The sequence below is a fragment of the Enterobacter sp. JH25 genome, from assembly GCF_021725435.1.
In the GTDB taxonomy this organism is placed as follows: Bacteria; Pseudomonadota; Gammaproteobacteria; order Enterobacterales; family Enterobacteriaceae; genus Enterobacter; species Enterobacter intestinihominis.
In genome coordinates, this window is record NZ_CP091319.1 from 23,998 (window position 1) to 37,249 (window position 13,252).

General features: G+C 58.8%; 15 protein-coding genes and 1 pseudogene. 11 read left to right on the plus strand and 5 right to left on the minus strand.

Annotated elements, in window-relative coordinates; all coding sequences use genetic code 11:
- Nucleotides 1-47: 47 nt before the first annotated feature.
- Nucleotides 48-395, plus strand: a complete 348-nt coding sequence (locus L2Y28_RS00115; RefSeq protein ID WP_022646544.1) for a YidH family protein — start codon at nt 48-50, stop codon at nt 393-395.
- Nucleotides 385-732 carry a DUF202 domain-containing protein gene (locus L2Y28_RS00120; protein WP_022646545.1) on the plus strand — a complete coding sequence of 116 codons (348 nt, stop codon included), beginning with the start codon at nt 385-387 and terminating at the stop codon, nt 730-732. The genes L2Y28_RS00115 and L2Y28_RS00120 overlap by 11 nt, the downstream gene beginning before the upstream one ends.
- Nucleotides 733-764: 32 nt before the next feature.
- On the opposite strand, the gene dsdA is transcribed toward L2Y28_RS00120, so the two are convergent.
- Complete coding sequence (gene dsdA, locus L2Y28_RS00125) at nt 765-2,051, minus strand: D-serine ammonia-lyase (protein ID WP_022646546.1); 1,287 nt, start codon at nt 2,049-2,051, stop codon at nt 765-767.
- Between the two features lie 97 nt (nt 2,052-2,148).
- Between dsdA and L2Y28_RS00130 the strand changes: the two are divergent.
- Nucleotides 2,149-3,234: pseudogene (locus L2Y28_RS00130) on the plus strand (cellulase family glycosylhydrolase); the annotation flags it as partial.
- Here the strand turns inward: L2Y28_RS00130 and emrD are convergent.
- From emrD to tisB, 4 genes are all read right to left on the minus strand, one after another.
- Nucleotides 3,140-4,324 carry a multidrug efflux MFS transporter EmrD gene (gene emrD / locus L2Y28_RS00135; protein ID WP_022646548.1) on the minus strand — a complete coding sequence of 395 codons (1,185 nt, stop codon included), beginning with the start codon at nt 4,322-4,324 and terminating at the stop codon, nt 3,140-3,142. The pseudogene L2Y28_RS00130 and the gene emrD overlap by 95 nt on opposite strands.
- A gap of 175 nt (nt 4,325-4,499) precedes the next feature.
- Nucleotides 4,500-5,333: a DMT family transporter gene (locus L2Y28_RS00140; RefSeq protein ID WP_022646549.1), complete on the minus strand. Its 834-nt coding sequence runs from the start codon at nt 5,331-5,333 to the stop codon at nt 4,500-4,502.
- A 62-nt stretch (nt 5,334-5,395) separates the two neighbouring features.
- Nucleotides 5,396-5,842 (minus strand): GNAT family N-acetyltransferase, encoded by a 447-nt coding sequence (locus L2Y28_RS00145; RefSeq protein WP_022646550.1) that lies wholly within the window; start codon nt 5,840-5,842, stop codon nt 5,396-5,398.
- Nucleotides 5,843-5,906: 64 nt separating this feature from the next.
- Nucleotides 5,907-5,996, minus strand: a complete 90-nt coding sequence (gene tisB / locus L2Y28_RS00150; protein ID WP_022646551.1) for a type I toxin-antitoxin system toxin TisB — start codon at nt 5,994-5,996, stop codon at nt 5,907-5,909.
- Nucleotides 5,997-6,482: 486 nt separating this feature from the next.
- Here tisB and L2Y28_RS00155 point away from each other — a divergent pair, with 486 nt between their 5' ends.
- The 8 genes from L2Y28_RS00155 (at nt 6,483) to L2Y28_RS00190 (ending at nt 13,191) form a co-directional block, all read left to right on the plus strand.
- Nucleotides 6,483-6,797 carry a type II toxin-antitoxin system HigB family toxin gene (locus L2Y28_RS00155; RefSeq protein WP_022646552.1) on the plus strand — a complete coding sequence of 105 codons (315 nt, stop codon included), beginning with the start codon at nt 6,483-6,485 and terminating at the stop codon, nt 6,795-6,797.
- A complete protein-coding gene (locus tag L2Y28_RS00160; protein ID WP_022646553.1) occupies nt 6,794-7,213 on the plus strand; it encodes a type II toxin-antitoxin system HigA family antitoxin in 420 nt (139 codons plus the stop codon). The genes L2Y28_RS00155 and L2Y28_RS00160 overlap by 4 nt, the downstream gene beginning before the upstream one ends.
- 146 nt (nt 7,214-7,359) lie before the next feature.
- Entirely contained in the window at nt 7,360-7,458 is a 99-nt protein-coding gene (gene ivbL / locus L2Y28_RS00165; protein ID WP_057979964.1) for an ilvB operon leader peptide IvbL, read from the plus strand.
- Between the two features lie 229 nt (nt 7,459-7,687).
- Entirely contained in the window at nt 7,688-9,376 is a 1,689-nt protein-coding gene (gene ilvB / locus L2Y28_RS00170) for an acetolactate synthase large subunit (protein WP_022646554.1), read from the plus strand.
- Nucleotides 9,377-9,379: 3 nt separating this feature from the next.
- Nucleotides 9,380-9,667, plus strand: a complete 288-nt coding sequence (gene ilvN / locus L2Y28_RS00175) for an acetolactate synthase small subunit (RefSeq protein ID WP_015570113.1) — start codon at nt 9,380-9,382, stop codon at nt 9,665-9,667.
- A 125-nt stretch (nt 9,668-9,792) separates the two neighbouring features.
- On the plus strand, nt 9,793-10,386 hold the full coding sequence (gene uhpA, locus L2Y28_RS00180; protein WP_022646555.1) for a transcriptional regulator UhpA: 594 nt from the start codon (nt 9,793-9,795) through the stop codon (nt 10,384-10,386).
- The gene (gene uhpB, locus L2Y28_RS00185; RefSeq protein ID WP_022646556.1) at nt 10,383-11,888 is read left to right on the plus strand and encodes a signal transduction histidine-protein kinase/phosphatase UhpB; all 1,506 of its coding nucleotides are present in this window, start codon (nt 10,383-10,385) and stop codon (nt 11,886-11,888) included. The genes uhpA and uhpB overlap by 4 nt, the downstream gene beginning before the upstream one ends.
- Nucleotides 11,881-13,191, plus strand: coding sequence for an MFS transporter (locus tag L2Y28_RS00190; RefSeq protein WP_022646557.1), 1,311 nt, complete (start codon nt 11,881-11,883; stop codon nt 13,189-13,191). Before uhpB ends, L2Y28_RS00190 begins: the two co-directional genes overlap by 8 nt.
- Nucleotides 13,192-13,252: the final 61 nt, after the last annotated feature.

Here is a 13,252-nt window from a genome sequence, read left to right on the forward strand (position 1 = left end):
GAATTACGCTATGCTGAAGCCTGCATGCTGCACGACAAGGAACCTTCATGAACATTTCCCGCCTCGGTGAAGCGCCGGACTACCGCTTCTCACTGGCTAACGAACGCACGTTCTTAGCGTGGATCCGCACCGCCCTGGGCTTTCTGGCCGCAGGCGTCGGCCTTGATCAGCTCGCCCCCGATTTTGCCACTCCGTTGATTCGCGAAGTGCTGGCCCTGCTGCTGTGCCTGATTGCCGGCGTGCTGGCGATTTATGGCTATCTGCGCTGGCTGAGAAATGAAAAGGCGATGCGTCTGAAGCAGGATCTCCCCTACACGCGCGGTTTGATCATCATCAGTACGATTTTGCTGATGGTTGCGGGCGTAGTGATGTTACTGGTGCTGTATGCCGGATAGCCGCAAAGCGCGGCGGGAAGCGGACCCCGGGCTTCAGCCGGAGCGAACCTCGCTGGCCTGGCTGCGCACGCTGCTTGGGTATGGTGCGTTGATCGCGCTTGCCATTAAGCACAACTGGCACCGCACGGGGGCGCCATTCTGGATCTCCATTGTGGTGCTGGCGCTGGTAGCCATCATTTTATGGCGCTACACCCGCAGTCGTAACCTGATGGACGTGGCGCAGAGCGACTTTGTACAGCCGAAGGCGGTGCGGGATAAGTTCCTTATCGCCCTGGCCGTGCTGTCGCTGTCACTGCTGTTTGCGGTCACCCACATTCAACAAATTTTGCACCTGTAGGCCGGGTAAGGCGCAGCCGCCACCCGGCATATTTACTTCCCTTTCGCTAAATATTTCGCCATCTCGTCTTCCGGCACCATGCCGCCGCCGGTCGCCCAGACCAGGTGTGTAGTGTTAGCATTCGCCGTTATGCGTACCGCCCCGGCCATCCCCGCCAGCGCCGACGGCTCCAGACAAATGCCTTCTTCCTGCGCCAGCCAGCCGAGCAGGTCGTACATGCTTTGATCGGAGAGGGTATAGAACCCGTCAAGCAGACGCTCCATCGCGCGGCCCACGAAGCCAGACGCGCGACCTACCGCCAGACCGTCCGCCGCCGTCACGTTATCAATACCCAGATCCTGCACGGCGATTTCATCGTGCAGCCCGGTGTAAACGCCCAGCAGCATGCACGGGGAGTGCGTGGGCTCGGCGAAGAAACAGTGGACGTTATCGCCAAAGGCCAGCTTCAGGCCAAACGCCACGCCGCCGGGGCCGCCGCCGACGCCGCACGGCAGATAGACATTCAACGGATGTTCAGCATCCACCGCGCGCCCCTGCGCGGCAAACTGCGCTTTCAGGCGCTCACCTGCAACCGCGTAGCCCAGGAACAGCGTGCGTGAGTTCTCATCGTCAATAAAGAAACAGTTTGGATCGCTTTCCGCCGCTTTGCGCCCTTGCTCCACCGCCACGCCATAATCCTGCTCATATTCCACGACGATCACGCCGTGGCTGCGCAGTTTGGCTTTCTTCCACTCGCGGGCGTCGGCGGACATATGCACCGTGACCTTAAAGCCGATGCGCGCGCTCATAATGCCAATGGACATCCCCAGGTTGCCGGTTGAACCCACCGCGATGCTGTACTGGCTGAAGAAGGCTTTAAAGCGTGGCTCCAGCAGGATGCTGTAGTCATCTTCAACGCTCAGCAACCCGGCTTCCAGCGCCAGTTTTTCCGCATGGGCCAGCACCTCATAGATACCGCCGCGCGCTTTAATGGAGCCGGAAATCGGCAGATGGCTGTCTTTTTTCAGCAGCAGCGTGCCTGGAATGGCCTTGCCGGACTCTTTCTCCAGCCGCTTTTGCATCGCCGGGATAGCGACCAGTTCGGATTCGATAATCCCGCCCGTTGCTGCCGTTTCCGGGAAGGCTTTCGCCAGATACGGCGCGAAGCGTTTCAGGCGCGCATGCGCGTCGTCCACGTCGGCTTTGGTCAGCCCGACATATGGCAACCCTTCCGCCAGCGTCGTGGTGTTCGGATTAAGCCAGGTGATCTCTTTCAGGGCAATCAAATCCGCCAGCAGCGGAAACCGGTCAATGAGGCCGATCAGGTCAGTCGTTTTCATAATCTGTCTCAGAATTTAGTTCGTTTTGACTCTACACCAATTGTGAAAAAGCATGCTAAATACAGAGTAAAGCATTTGATTATTTGCAAGGGGCGTCGTGTTAAAGCCGTTCATTGTCACCGTGTTAGCGCTCGCTTCCGGCTGGGCCTGTGCCGCTGAGCCACCCCTGACGGCTGCCCGTTACGCGCAGATGTTGGGCGTCGGAATGGATGTCGACTGGGCCCGCACCGAGCGCGGTATACGCGAATTCGACCCGTTGGTGGTCCGTGATTTCCAGGCGAAAGGCATACATCATGTCCGTATTCGGGTGGCGGGCGAACCGACGGAAGCGCGGCTGATTCACCTGCGTAAGCTGGTGGAGGCTTGCGAGCAATACGGCGTCATCCCCATCATCGCCTATCAGGCCGATGAATATAAAAACGATCCGAAAGCGGATACCGAAAAAGCGGTGATCAACTGGTGGATTGCCGTGGCGCACTATTTTGGTCAGCGCTCGCCGTTGCTGGGGTTTGACCTGATCTACGAACCGGCGGACAAGCTCAACCACAACGTTGCTTCGCTCAACCGGGTGTATGAGAAAGCGATCAAAGACATTCACGCCATTGATGCCAGCCGCATGATTTTTATCGCCCCTCGTCTGCGCGCCGCGCCGGAGGATTTATCCAGCCTGAAGCTGCCCGCACACAGCCAGAATTACCTGCTGGCGGAATGGCATATTTTCCCCTGGGGTCCGCTGAAAACGAACGGCAAATACCCGTGGACGTCCGGAACCGCGGCTGAGAAAGCGGCTATCCGTAACCGAATCAATGCCGCGCTGCACTGGCAGCAAAAAACCGGGCACGTTAGCTGGGTCGGGGGCTGGGGCGTGGGGGAGTCAAACCACCTCACGCCAACCGCTTCGCAAATGGCCTTCGCTAACTTTATGGCCTGCGAGCTGCAAAAGGCGAAAATCCCGTATGCGCTTAACGCGGACTTCCAGTTTTACGACGGGGAAGAGGGCGCCTGGCGGCCTGCGCCAGAGCCGTTATTACAAGCGATGATTGCGCCCGTGTGTGAAAAGCCCGGCGAGAAGCCGGGCCATCATGCGGTTAAACCGGCTGTTCGTGATGCGGGACGCGCGACGCCAGCGGCAGCCAGCACAGCAAAATCAGCAGCCCCATCAGGGTCATCAGCAGGCCCAAACTCGCCTGCCCGGTCTGCGGCATCATAGCCGAAAGCCAGGCCAGCGCGCCGGAACCGATATTCTGTAAACCGCCGACCAGGGCACCAGCGGTGCCCGCGAGGAACGGGAACGGCTCCATTGCGCCGCTGGTGGCGAGCGGGAACAGCATGCCCGCGCCAAAGAAGAACAGCGCTGCCGGGATAAGCAACGTCCAGACCGACATCACGTCAAACAGCCCCGGGATCCACATCATCAGCCCGGCCAGCAGACAGCTGATCACCGACTGCCACATCAGCGTAGAGAAGCGTTTGTTCGGACGTCCGGCGAACCATGCGCCGAAGAACGCCGCCGGGATCGGCAGAATAAACAAAATGCTCACCACCATGCTGCTCAGGCCAAGACCAGCGCCCAGCAGCACGCCGGAACAGGCTTCAAACACCGCAATGCCCGCCAGGCCGCCGATTAGCATCAACAGATAACAGGTAAACGACCCATTACCGAACAGCGTTTTGTAGCTGGCGATGAGCTTCGTGCGCGGCGCGTCCTGCGGACGTGTTTCCGGCATCCAGCGCGCCATGCTGAAGGTGACAATAATGCACAGCACCAGCAGGAAGGCGTAACAGGCGCGCCAGGACCAGACGGTGTCCAGCAGACCCCCAATCAGCGGGGCGAGCAGCGGGCTGACCAGAATGCCCATATTTAACAGACTGTTGGCGTGGCGAAGCTGGGTGCCCTGGTACATATCACGCGGCAGGGTACGCGCCATGACCCCGCCAACGCCGGTGCCCACGCCCTGGAGGGCGCTGGCGGCAATCAGGACGGTCAGGCTGTGAGTGGTAATGGCGATCATCGTCGCTACCATGAAAATGCTCATGCCCACCAGAATGACCGGACGACGCCCGACGCGATCGGACAGGGGACCATAAACCAGCTGTGAAACGCCATAGGTCAGCAGATAGGCTGCCATCACGCTCTGGACTGCACCTTCGCGGACGCTCAGATCTTTTGCCATATCGGCAATCGCCGGAATGTAGATGGTTTGCGCCATCTGCCCGACGGCCACCAGTAACACCAGCATCAACAATAAGTTCACGTTCCGTTGCTTTTTCATGTCGCTGAATACTTTTGCCAAAAGAGATAAATAAAGAATAAGTGACTACGCATTCCCATAAATGCGCGAGGAATCTACCACAGAGAGATGACAATTTAAGCATTACTGTGATGAATGACGGAAGACGTGAAGGCAGGATTTGTAAACAAGATCGGCAACTAATGTTGCCAGCGAATTACGCCAGGCGCAGCAGGATCGCACCGGCAGCAATTCCCAGTGCCGCCGCGATGCGCAGGCCGGCAACCTTCTCTTTTAAAAGCACAAATGCGATTAATGCGCCGAAGAGAATAGAGGTTTCACGCAGTGCGGCGACCACAGCCAGCGGTGCCTGGGTCATCGCCCAGAGTGCCAGACCGTAAGATCCCATCGTCCCTACGCCGCCGAGCAGCCCTTTTTTCCAGTGCAGGCGCAGGTAGCTGGACGCTTCGCGACGCCGCGCCACCATTGCCCAGCTCAGCAGGCTGAAACCGTTCATGAAGAAGGTCCAGAGCGTGTAGCCCAGCGCAGTGTCCGAGAGTCGCACACCGGTGCCGTCCACCAGGGTATACCCGGCGATAAAACAGGCGTTCAGCAGCGCCAGCCAGATCCCCTTGCGCGACTGCATGCGGCCATTCATCGCCATCGCCAGAATTGACAGGCAAATGACGCCGATACCGGACCAGGCAAGCCAGGAGAGGTGGTCGCCAAGCGCCAGCACACTGATCAGCGCCACCAGCAGCGGGGCGGTACCGCGCATCAGCGGATAGGTCTGGCTCATGTCGGAGACCTGATAGGTTTTTGCCACCAGTACCGTATACACCATCTGTAACGCGCAGGAGACGAACAAATAAGGCCAGCTTGCGGCAGTCGGCTGGGGCGAGAAGGGGAGTAAAATCAGCGCAATAAGCGCGGCTGAACCGCTGACCCCGATCGCCGAGTAGAGCTTGTCCGTTCCGGCTTTAACGATGGCGTTCCAGCTGGCATGCAGCAGTGCGGCGAACAGTAAAATGCAGAAAACGGTGATGGACATGGCGGATCGGTTGGTGAAATGTCATCCAACTGTAACATTCCCCCGTCGAGGCTGCCAGCCGCTTACACTGCGCAAAAAAGGCGGTGCGTCACCCGGGGCTCGTCTGACACAAGCCTGAAGCCCGCCCGATGATAAAATCCGTACGCGGTTTCCGGCGCATGGGTATTAAGAAAATCAAACCAGATGCTGGCATCCGCCATCACCACGGTCAAAAGTTGTTTTCCAATCCCCATCCCACGGCACTTTTCGCTGACGTAGAGATGACGAATACGTCCGGCGCGCGGCTGCTGGCTGAATGGATCGCGATTTAGACCGCACACGCCCACCAGCCTGCCGTTAAGAAACGCCCCCAGCAGCTTTTCACCCGGCGCGTTAAAGCGATTCTCACCGCGCTGCCAGTTCTCTTCCAGCCTGCGCAGCATATTGAAATTTAACGCGATACTCTCGGCCTTCAGGGCGATATAGCCCGGTTCATCAGGCGTAACAGGCTCAATTAACAGACGCGACATAGCATTCCCTCGTTATTAAAGAGGGGCGGTTGCCCGCCCCTCTCAGGTGCGACTTGAACCTGAATCACTTAACGTATTTCAGGACAGCATCAAGCAGTTGCAATACAGCAACAATGAGTTTGAGGACAAGTATGACCATATCCACGACGCTCATACGCGTCTCCTTTTGGTTAAAAGGAGCACGATGCTGGCGTACCTTTCCGCCGCCTGTGGCCAGCACCTGGATTGACGTAACACAGTGTGCTCACTTCAGGGGTTAAGGCACTGACGGCACCACCCGTTTCAGCCAGGACTTCGTTGCGCCGGTAAACTGCGGCCCCCTCGCTCACTGCGAACACCCTCAGTATAGATAAATACTGTATGTATGAACAGTATTTTATGGACAAATTTTGGAAGGCGATCCATACTCAAAAACGTCAAAATCCGTGCCGGAATTGCGCGTTCGTCTTCGATCGCGTATACTTTTTGTGTTGACGTAACACAGTGTGTTCTGCGGCAACCAACCGCAAAACCCTGATAAAAACCTCGCTTAGGCGGGGTTTTTTGTTTTCTGACGAAGTGAAAATAGTATCCTCCGTTGACTTATTGGCAATAGGTGTTATCGTTGCCATAATGGCAACGGACGCGGCAGGCAAGCAGGATGCATTTAATCTCAATGAAGGCAATTTTGGATGCGGTAAGCCAGTTCCCGCAATACAGAGAAGAGCTTCTCTTTTTAGGACGAGTTATTGAAAAGAGCCACTGCCCGACGCCCGCTGCACTGAGAAAACTTTTCCCAACGCTGGATAACTTCAAGTATCTTGATAAGCATTATGTTATTGATATTGCAAATAACAATCTCAGAGTAGTGGCTCTCATATTCTTTGAAAGCCAAAAGTTTTATGTGCGCCATGTTTTTACTCATAAGGAATATGACCGTTTTACGGAGAAACATCGCACTAAGGGGAAGAAATGATGATCGTCGCTGATGCAATGAAAGCTACGCATGCCCTTGTTGCGGCCGTTCCTTTACTGGGTGAACAGCCGAGCGAGAAAGATTATAAGGATGCGCTTGAGCTGGTTGAGTATCTCCTTATGAACGAGCCCAATAGCCCCTTGCTGGATATTGTTTGCGCCAGAATTAGCCATTACGAAGCTAATCGGCCAGAGATAGTCGCATTACGCAAGGAGATGGAGTCCGTTCCCGTCGGAATTGCAGTTTTGAGAACCTTGATGGATCAATACAATCTGACGATATCGGATTTTAAGGATGAAATTGGTAGTAAATCGATGGTTTCACGGGTTCTGAATGGTCAGAGACAGCTTACTCTGAACCATATTAAAAAGCTGGCGGCCAGATTTGGGGTATCACCTGCGCTATTTATTGAGTGAGTAAAAACCCTTTATTGAGTGTCATCGCCCAACAAACAAAACGTGATCCCTGACGCATTTTTGCGCAGTTGAAAATATTTCCATTGTCACATCCGAAAACCTGTGTTTGTATAAATTCTATCAATGATTCCAAACACAGGTCCCCAATGACTTCATCCATCTTCACTTCGACCCTACTAAAAACTGCGCAACCTGCCGCAGTGGTCGTCGTGCGTGTGGTGGTGGTCGTCGGCAATGCGCCGTAGGGACTGGATCAACACACGAATCCAAAACCCCGCCGGCGCAAACCGGGCGGGGTTTTTCGTTTAGGACCCCTCCCGGATACGCTAAGTAGTTCGGGTTGCAGGAAGGCGGCAAGTGAGCGAATCCCCAGGAGCGTACATAGGTACGTGACTGGGGTGAGGGAACGCAGCCAACGCATCTGCAACCTGAACTACGACGCGTAAAGCTGGCTCAGAAGAAAAGGACTGGAGCATGGCAAGTTCGGGCACAACATCCACAAAAACGCGTTTCACCGGCGCGCAGCTGATTGTTCATTTACTGGAACGACAGGGCATCACCACCGTTGCGGGCATCCCGGGTGGGACCGTGCTGCCGCTGTATGATGCGTTAAGCCAAAGCACACAGATCCGCCACGTGCTGGCGCGCCACGAGCAGGGCGCAGGCTTTATCGCTCAGGGCATGGCGCGTACCCAGGGTAAACCGGCGGTCTGTATGGCCTGTAGCGGGCCGGGCGCCACTAACCTGGTGACCGCCATCGCCGATGCGCGCCTCGACTCCATTCCGCTGATCTGCATTACCGGCCAGGTGCCGTCCTCGATGATCGGTACCGATGCGTTCCAGGAAGTGGATACCTACGGTATCTCTATCCCCATCACCAAACATAACTATTTAGTTCGCGATATCAGCGAGCTGCCTCAGGTGATCAGCGATGCGTTTCGCATTGCCCAGTCTGGCCGCCCGGGTCCGGTGTGGATAGACATTCCTAAGGATGTCCAGACCGCAGAAATTGAGATCGACGTGCTGCCGGAGCCGGGCGAGCGTGCCCCGGCGCCGGAATTCAGCGCTGAGAGCGTGCGCGATGCCGCCGCCATGATTAACGCGGCGAAACGCCCGGTGCTCTATCTGGGGGGCGGGGCGATCAACGCCGCGGATGAAATTCGTCAGTTCGCTGAAAAATCCAGCCTGCCTACCACCATGACCCTGATGGCGCTCGGCATGCTGCCAAAAGCGCACCCATTGTCTTTAGGGATGCTGGGCATGCACGGCGCGCGCAGCACCAACTACATCCTGCAAGAGGCGGATTTGCTGATTGTTATGGGGGCGCGTTTTGATGACCGGGCGATCGGCAAAACCGAGGAGTTCTGCCCGAACGCCAAAATCATTCACGTGGATATCGACCGCGCCGAGCTGGGTAAAATCAAGCAGCCGCACGTGGCGATTCAGGGCGATGTGGCCGAGGTGCTGGCACAGCTGATCCCACAGACGGAGGCAAACGACCGCGCCGACTGGTGCCAGCTGGTAGCCGATCTGCAACGCGAGTTCCCGGGCGCTATCCCAACCGAGGGCGACCCGCTGAGCCACTATGGCCTTATCAACGCCGTTGCCGCCTGCGTGGATGACAGCGCGATTATCACCACCGACGTCGGCCAGCATCAGATGTGGACCGCCCAGGCGTATCCGCTTAACCGCCCGCGCCAGTGGCTGACCTCCGGCGGCCTTGGCACCATGGGCTTCGGCCTGCCAGCAGCGGTTGGCGCGGCGCTCGCCAACCCGGACCGTAAGGTGATCTGCTTCTCCGGTGACGGCAGCCTGATGATGAACATTCAGGAGATGGCGACGGCAGCCGAAAACCAGTTAGACGTCAAAATCATTCTGATGAACAACGAGGCGCTGGGCCTGGTACACCAGCAGCAGAGCCTGTTCTATAAGCAGGGCGTGTTTGCGGCGACCTATCCGGGGATGATCAACTTCATGCAGATTGCCGCTGGTTTTGGCCTGCACACCTGCGATCTGAACGCCGAAGAAGATGCCCACGCGGCGTTGCAGGATGCGATTTCTCGCCCTGGCCCGGCGCTGATCCACGTGCGTATCGACGCGCAACAAAAAGTGTATCCGATGGTGCCGCCGGGTGCGGCCAATACTGAGATGGTGGGGGAATAAGCCATGCAGAAACAATGTGATAATGTCATTCTGGAACTCACCGTCCGCAACCACCCTGGCGTCATGACCCACGTCTGCGGGCTGTTTGCCCGACGGGCGTTTAACGTGGAAGGCATTCTGTGCCTGCCGATTCAGGGCAGCGAGCACAGCCGCATTTGGCTACTGGTGAACGACGATCAGCGTCTGGAGCAGATGATGGCGCAGATCGACAAGCTGGAAGATGTCACCAAAGTGGCACGCAACCAGTCCGATCCCACCATGTTTAACAAAATTGCGGTGTTTTTCGAGTAAATCACTTAAGGTAAAAGGCTTTTGCCGGATGGCGCTGCGCTTATCCAGCCTGCAAGGACGTTACACGTAGGCCGGATAAGGCGTTTACGCCGCCATCCGGCGTGTTCACGCATCAGGATCAAACCATGACCACCATCGCCCTTATCGACGACCACCTTATCGTCCGCTCCGGCTTTGCCCAGCTTTTAAACCTCGAACCGGATTTTCAGGTCGTGGCCGAGTTTGGCTCCGGTCGCGAGGCGCTGGCGGGCCTGCCGGGACGCGGGGTGCAGGTCTGTATCTGCGACATCTCAATGCCGGATCTCTCCGGGCTGGAGCTGTTAAGCCAGCTGCCGAAAGGGATGGCGACCATTATGCTCTCGGTCCACGACAGCCCGGCGCTGGTCGAGCAGGCGCTCAACGCGGGCGCGCGCGGCTTCCTCTCTAAACGCTGTAGCCCCGACGAGCTGATTGCCGCCGTGCGCACCGTCTCCACCGGCGGCTGCTACCTGACGCCGGATATCGCCATCAAGCTGGCGGCGGGACGGCAGGATCCGCTCACCAGACGCGAGCGTCAGGTGGCAGAGAAACTTGCCCAGGGCATGTCGGTGAAAGAGATTGCCGCGGAGCTGGATCTGTCCCCGAAAACCGTGCATGTTCATCGCGCCAACCTGATGGAAAAACTCAACGTCAGTAACGATGTCGAGCTGGCGCGCCGTATGTTTGACAGCTGGCAATGAGCCCCGTTTTTTCACGGCTGATCGCCGTCGTCGCCAGCTTTTTTATCTTCTCCGCCGCATGGTTCTGCCTGTGGAGCATCAGCCTGCATCTGGTGGAACGCCCGGAGCTGGCGGTGCTGCTTTTCCCCTTTGGCCTGCGTCTGGGACTGATGCTTCAGTGCCCGCGCGGATACTGGCCCGTTTTGCTCGGTGCAGAGTGGCTGATGCTGATCTGGCTGGCGCAGGAAGTGGCGCTGGCGCATCTGCCTTTATTGATGACCGGAAGCCTGCTCACGCTTATCCCGGTCGCCCTGATTTCCCGCTACCGTCACCAGCGCGACTGGCGCACGCTGCTGCGTCAGGGGGCGGCGCTGATTGCCGCCGCGCTGTTGCAGTCCCTGCCGTGGGTGGGCGAAAAGGAGGTGCTCAACGCCCTGCTGCTGACCCTCACCGGCGGCCTGACGCTGGCACCGACCTGCCTGGTTTTCTGGCACTACCTCACCAGCACCGTCTGGCAGCCGCTCGGCCCGGCGCTGGTCTCCCAGCCGGTGAACTGGCGCGCCCGGCACCTGATCTGGTATCTGCTCCTGTTTGTGGTGAGCCTGTGGTTGCAGCTTGGTCTGCCCGCTGAATTATCACGCTTCACGCCGTTTTGTCTGGCGCTGCCGATCATCGCCCTTGCCTGGCACTACGGCTGGCAGGGGGCGCTGATCGCGACCCTAATGAATGCCATCGCGCTGATCGCCAGCCAGACCTGGCACGATCATCCGGTAGATCTGTTGCTCTCGCTGCTGGCCCAGAGCCTGACCGGGCTGCTGCTGGGGGCGGGCATCCAGCGCCTGCGCGAGCTGAACCAGTCTCTGCAAGCCGAGCTGGCGCGCAATCGCCGTCTGGCGGAGCGTCTGCTGGAGACGGAAGAGAGCGTGCGCCAGGAGGTTGCCCGCGAGCTGCACGATGACATCGGCCAGACCATCACCGCCATCCGCACCCAGGCGGGCATTGTCCAGCGCCTGGCGGCAGAAAACGCGGGTGTGAAGCAGGGCGGGGCGCATATCGAACAGCTTTCGCTGGGTGTCTATGACTCCGTTCGCCGCCTGTTAGGGCGGCTGCGCCCGCGCCAGCTTGACGATCTGTCCCTGGAGCAGGCGGTGCGTTCCCTGATGCGCGAGATGGAGCTGGAAAGCCGCGGGATAGTCAGCCATCTCGACTGGCGCATCAATGAAGCTACCCTGAGCGAAGGTCAGCGCGTGACGCTGTTCCGCGTCTGTCAGGAGGGGCTGAACAACATCGTCAAACACGCCAGTGCCAGCGCGGTCACGATCCAGGGCTGGCAGCAGGACGAGCGCCTGATGCTGGTGATTGAAGACGACGGCTGCGGCCTGCCGCCGGGATCCGGCCAACAGGGCTTTGGCCTGGCGGGCATGCGCGAGCGCGTGAAGGCGCTGGGCGGCACGCTGACGATCTCCTGCACCCACGGGACGCGCGTCAGCGTCAGTTTGCCGTTAAGGACGCACCATGTTTAAAACCCCCGCCAGCGCCGCCCCGCTAGGCAACAAAGCGGAAATCGACGCCCGCTACCGCTACTGGCGACGTCATATCCTGGTCACTATCTGGCTCGGCTACGCGCTGTTCTACTTCACCCGCAAAAGCTTCAACGCCGCCGCGCCGGAGATCCTCGCCAGCGGCGTGATGGCGCGCACCGACATCGGCCTGCTGGCGACGCTGTTTTACATCACCTACGGTCTGTCGAAGTTCTTCTCCGGCATCGTCAGCGACCGCTCCAATGCGCGCTATTTCATGGGCGTTGGGCTGATCGCCACCGGCGTGGTGAACATCCTGTTTGGCTTCTCGACGTCGCTATGGGCCTTCGCCCTGCTGTGGGCGCTGAACGCCTTTTTCCAGGGCTGGGGCGCGCCGGTCTGCGCCCGCCTGCTCACCGCCTGGTACTCACGCAACGAGCGCGGCGGCTGGTGGGCGATATGGAATACCGCGCATAACGTTGGCGGAGCGCTGATCCCGATGGTGGTGGGGGCTGCCGCGCTGCACTACGGCTGGCGTGCGGGGATGATGATTGCCGGTAGCCTCGCGATTGTCGCCGGGCTGTTCCTCTGCTGGCGCCTGCGCGACAGGCCGCAAACCGTCGGCCTTCCACCGGTGGGCGACTGGCGGCACGACGAGATGGAGATCGCCCAGCAGCAGGAGGGGGCCGGGCTGTCCCGCCAGCAGATCCTCACCAAATACGTACTGAAAAACCCCTACATCTGGCTGCTGTCGCTCTGCTACGTGCTGGTCTACGTGGTGCGCGCGGCCATCAACGACTGGGGCAACCTGTACATGTCCGAGACGCTCGGTGTGGATCTGGTGACCGCCAACTCGGCGGTGACCATGTTTGAACTGGGCGGGTTTATCGGCGCGCTGGTGGCGGGCTGGGGCTCGGACAAGCTCTTCAACGGCAACCGCGGGCCGATGAACCTGATTTTCGCCGCCGGAATTTTGCTCTCCGTCGGCTCGCTGTGGCTGATGCCGTTCGCCAGCTACGTGATGCAGGCGGCGTGCTTCTTCACCATCGGTTTTTTCGTCTTTGGCCCGCAGATGCTGATCGGCATGGCGGCGGCAGAGTGCTCCCACAAAGAGGCGGCAGGCGCGGCGACGGGCTTTGTCGGGCTGTTTGCCTACCTCGGCGCATCGCTCTCCGGCTGGCCGCTGGCGCGGGTGATCGACATCTGGCACTGGAGCGGGTTCTTCGCGGTGATCGCCATCGCGGCGGGCATCTCCGCCCTGCTGTTGCTGCCGTTTTTGCACGCGCAGGCACCGCGCGAAGCGTGACGCGCCTCACCTTTTGCTGCCGAGTCGCGCAAAACTAAGAAATTTTCCCGGTTTCACCTGG

What these genes read in the sequence shown, in the direction of transcription:
- L2Y28_RS00115 (WP_022646544.1), top strand. Translation starts at nt 48, where the DNA reads ATGAACATTTCCCGCCTCGGTGAAGCGCCGGACTACCGCTTCTCACTG.
- L2Y28_RS00190 (WP_022646557.1), top strand. Translation starts at nt 11,881, where the DNA reads ATGTTTAAAACCCCCGCCAGCGCCGCCCCGCTAGGCAACAAAGCGGAA.
- emrD (WP_022646548.1), bottom strand. Translation starts at nt 4,324, where the DNA reads ATGAAAAAGCAACGGAACGTGAACTTATTGTTGATGCTGGTGTTACTG.
- ilvB (WP_022646554.1), top strand. Translation starts at nt 7,688, where the DNA reads ATGGCAAGTTCGGGCACAACATCCACAAAAACGCGTTTCACCGGCGCG.
- L2Y28_RS00145 (WP_022646550.1), bottom strand. Translation starts at nt 5,842, where the DNA reads ATGTCGCGTCTGTTAATTGAGCCTGTTACGCCTGATGAACCGGGCTAT.
- L2Y28_RS00155 (WP_022646552.1), top strand. Translation starts at nt 6,483, where the DNA reads ATGCATTTAATCTCAATGAAGGCAATTTTGGATGCGGTAAGCCAGTTC.
- tisB (WP_022646551.1), bottom strand. Translation starts at nt 5,996, where the DNA reads ATGAGCGTCGTGGATATGGTCATACTTGTCCTCAAACTCATTGTTGCT.
- L2Y28_RS00120 (WP_022646545.1), top strand. Translation starts at nt 385, where the DNA reads ATGCCGGATAGCCGCAAAGCGCGGCGGGAAGCGGACCCCGGGCTTCAG.
- L2Y28_RS00140 (WP_022646549.1), bottom strand. Translation starts at nt 5,333, where the DNA reads ATGTCCATCACCGTTTTCTGCATTTTACTGTTCGCCGCACTGCTGCAT.
- uhpB (WP_022646556.1), top strand. Translation starts at nt 10,383, where the DNA reads ATGAGCCCCGTTTTTTCACGGCTGATCGCCGTCGTCGCCAGCTTTTTT.
- L2Y28_RS00160 (WP_022646553.1), top strand. Translation starts at nt 6,794, where the DNA reads ATGATGATCGTCGCTGATGCAATGAAAGCTACGCATGCCCTTGTTGCG.
- ilvN (WP_015570113.1), top strand. Translation starts at nt 9,380, where the DNA reads ATGCAGAAACAATGTGATAATGTCATTCTGGAACTCACCGTCCGCAAC.
- ivbL (WP_057979964.1), top strand. Translation starts at nt 7,360, where the DNA reads ATGACTTCATCCATCTTCACTTCGACCCTACTAAAAACTGCGCAACCT.
- dsdA (WP_022646546.1), bottom strand. Translation starts at nt 2,051, where the DNA reads ATGAAAACGACTGACCTGATCGGCCTCATTGACCGGTTTCCGCTGCTG.
- uhpA (WP_022646555.1), top strand. Translation starts at nt 9,793, where the DNA reads ATGACCACCATCGCCCTTATCGACGACCACCTTATCGTCCGCTCCGGC.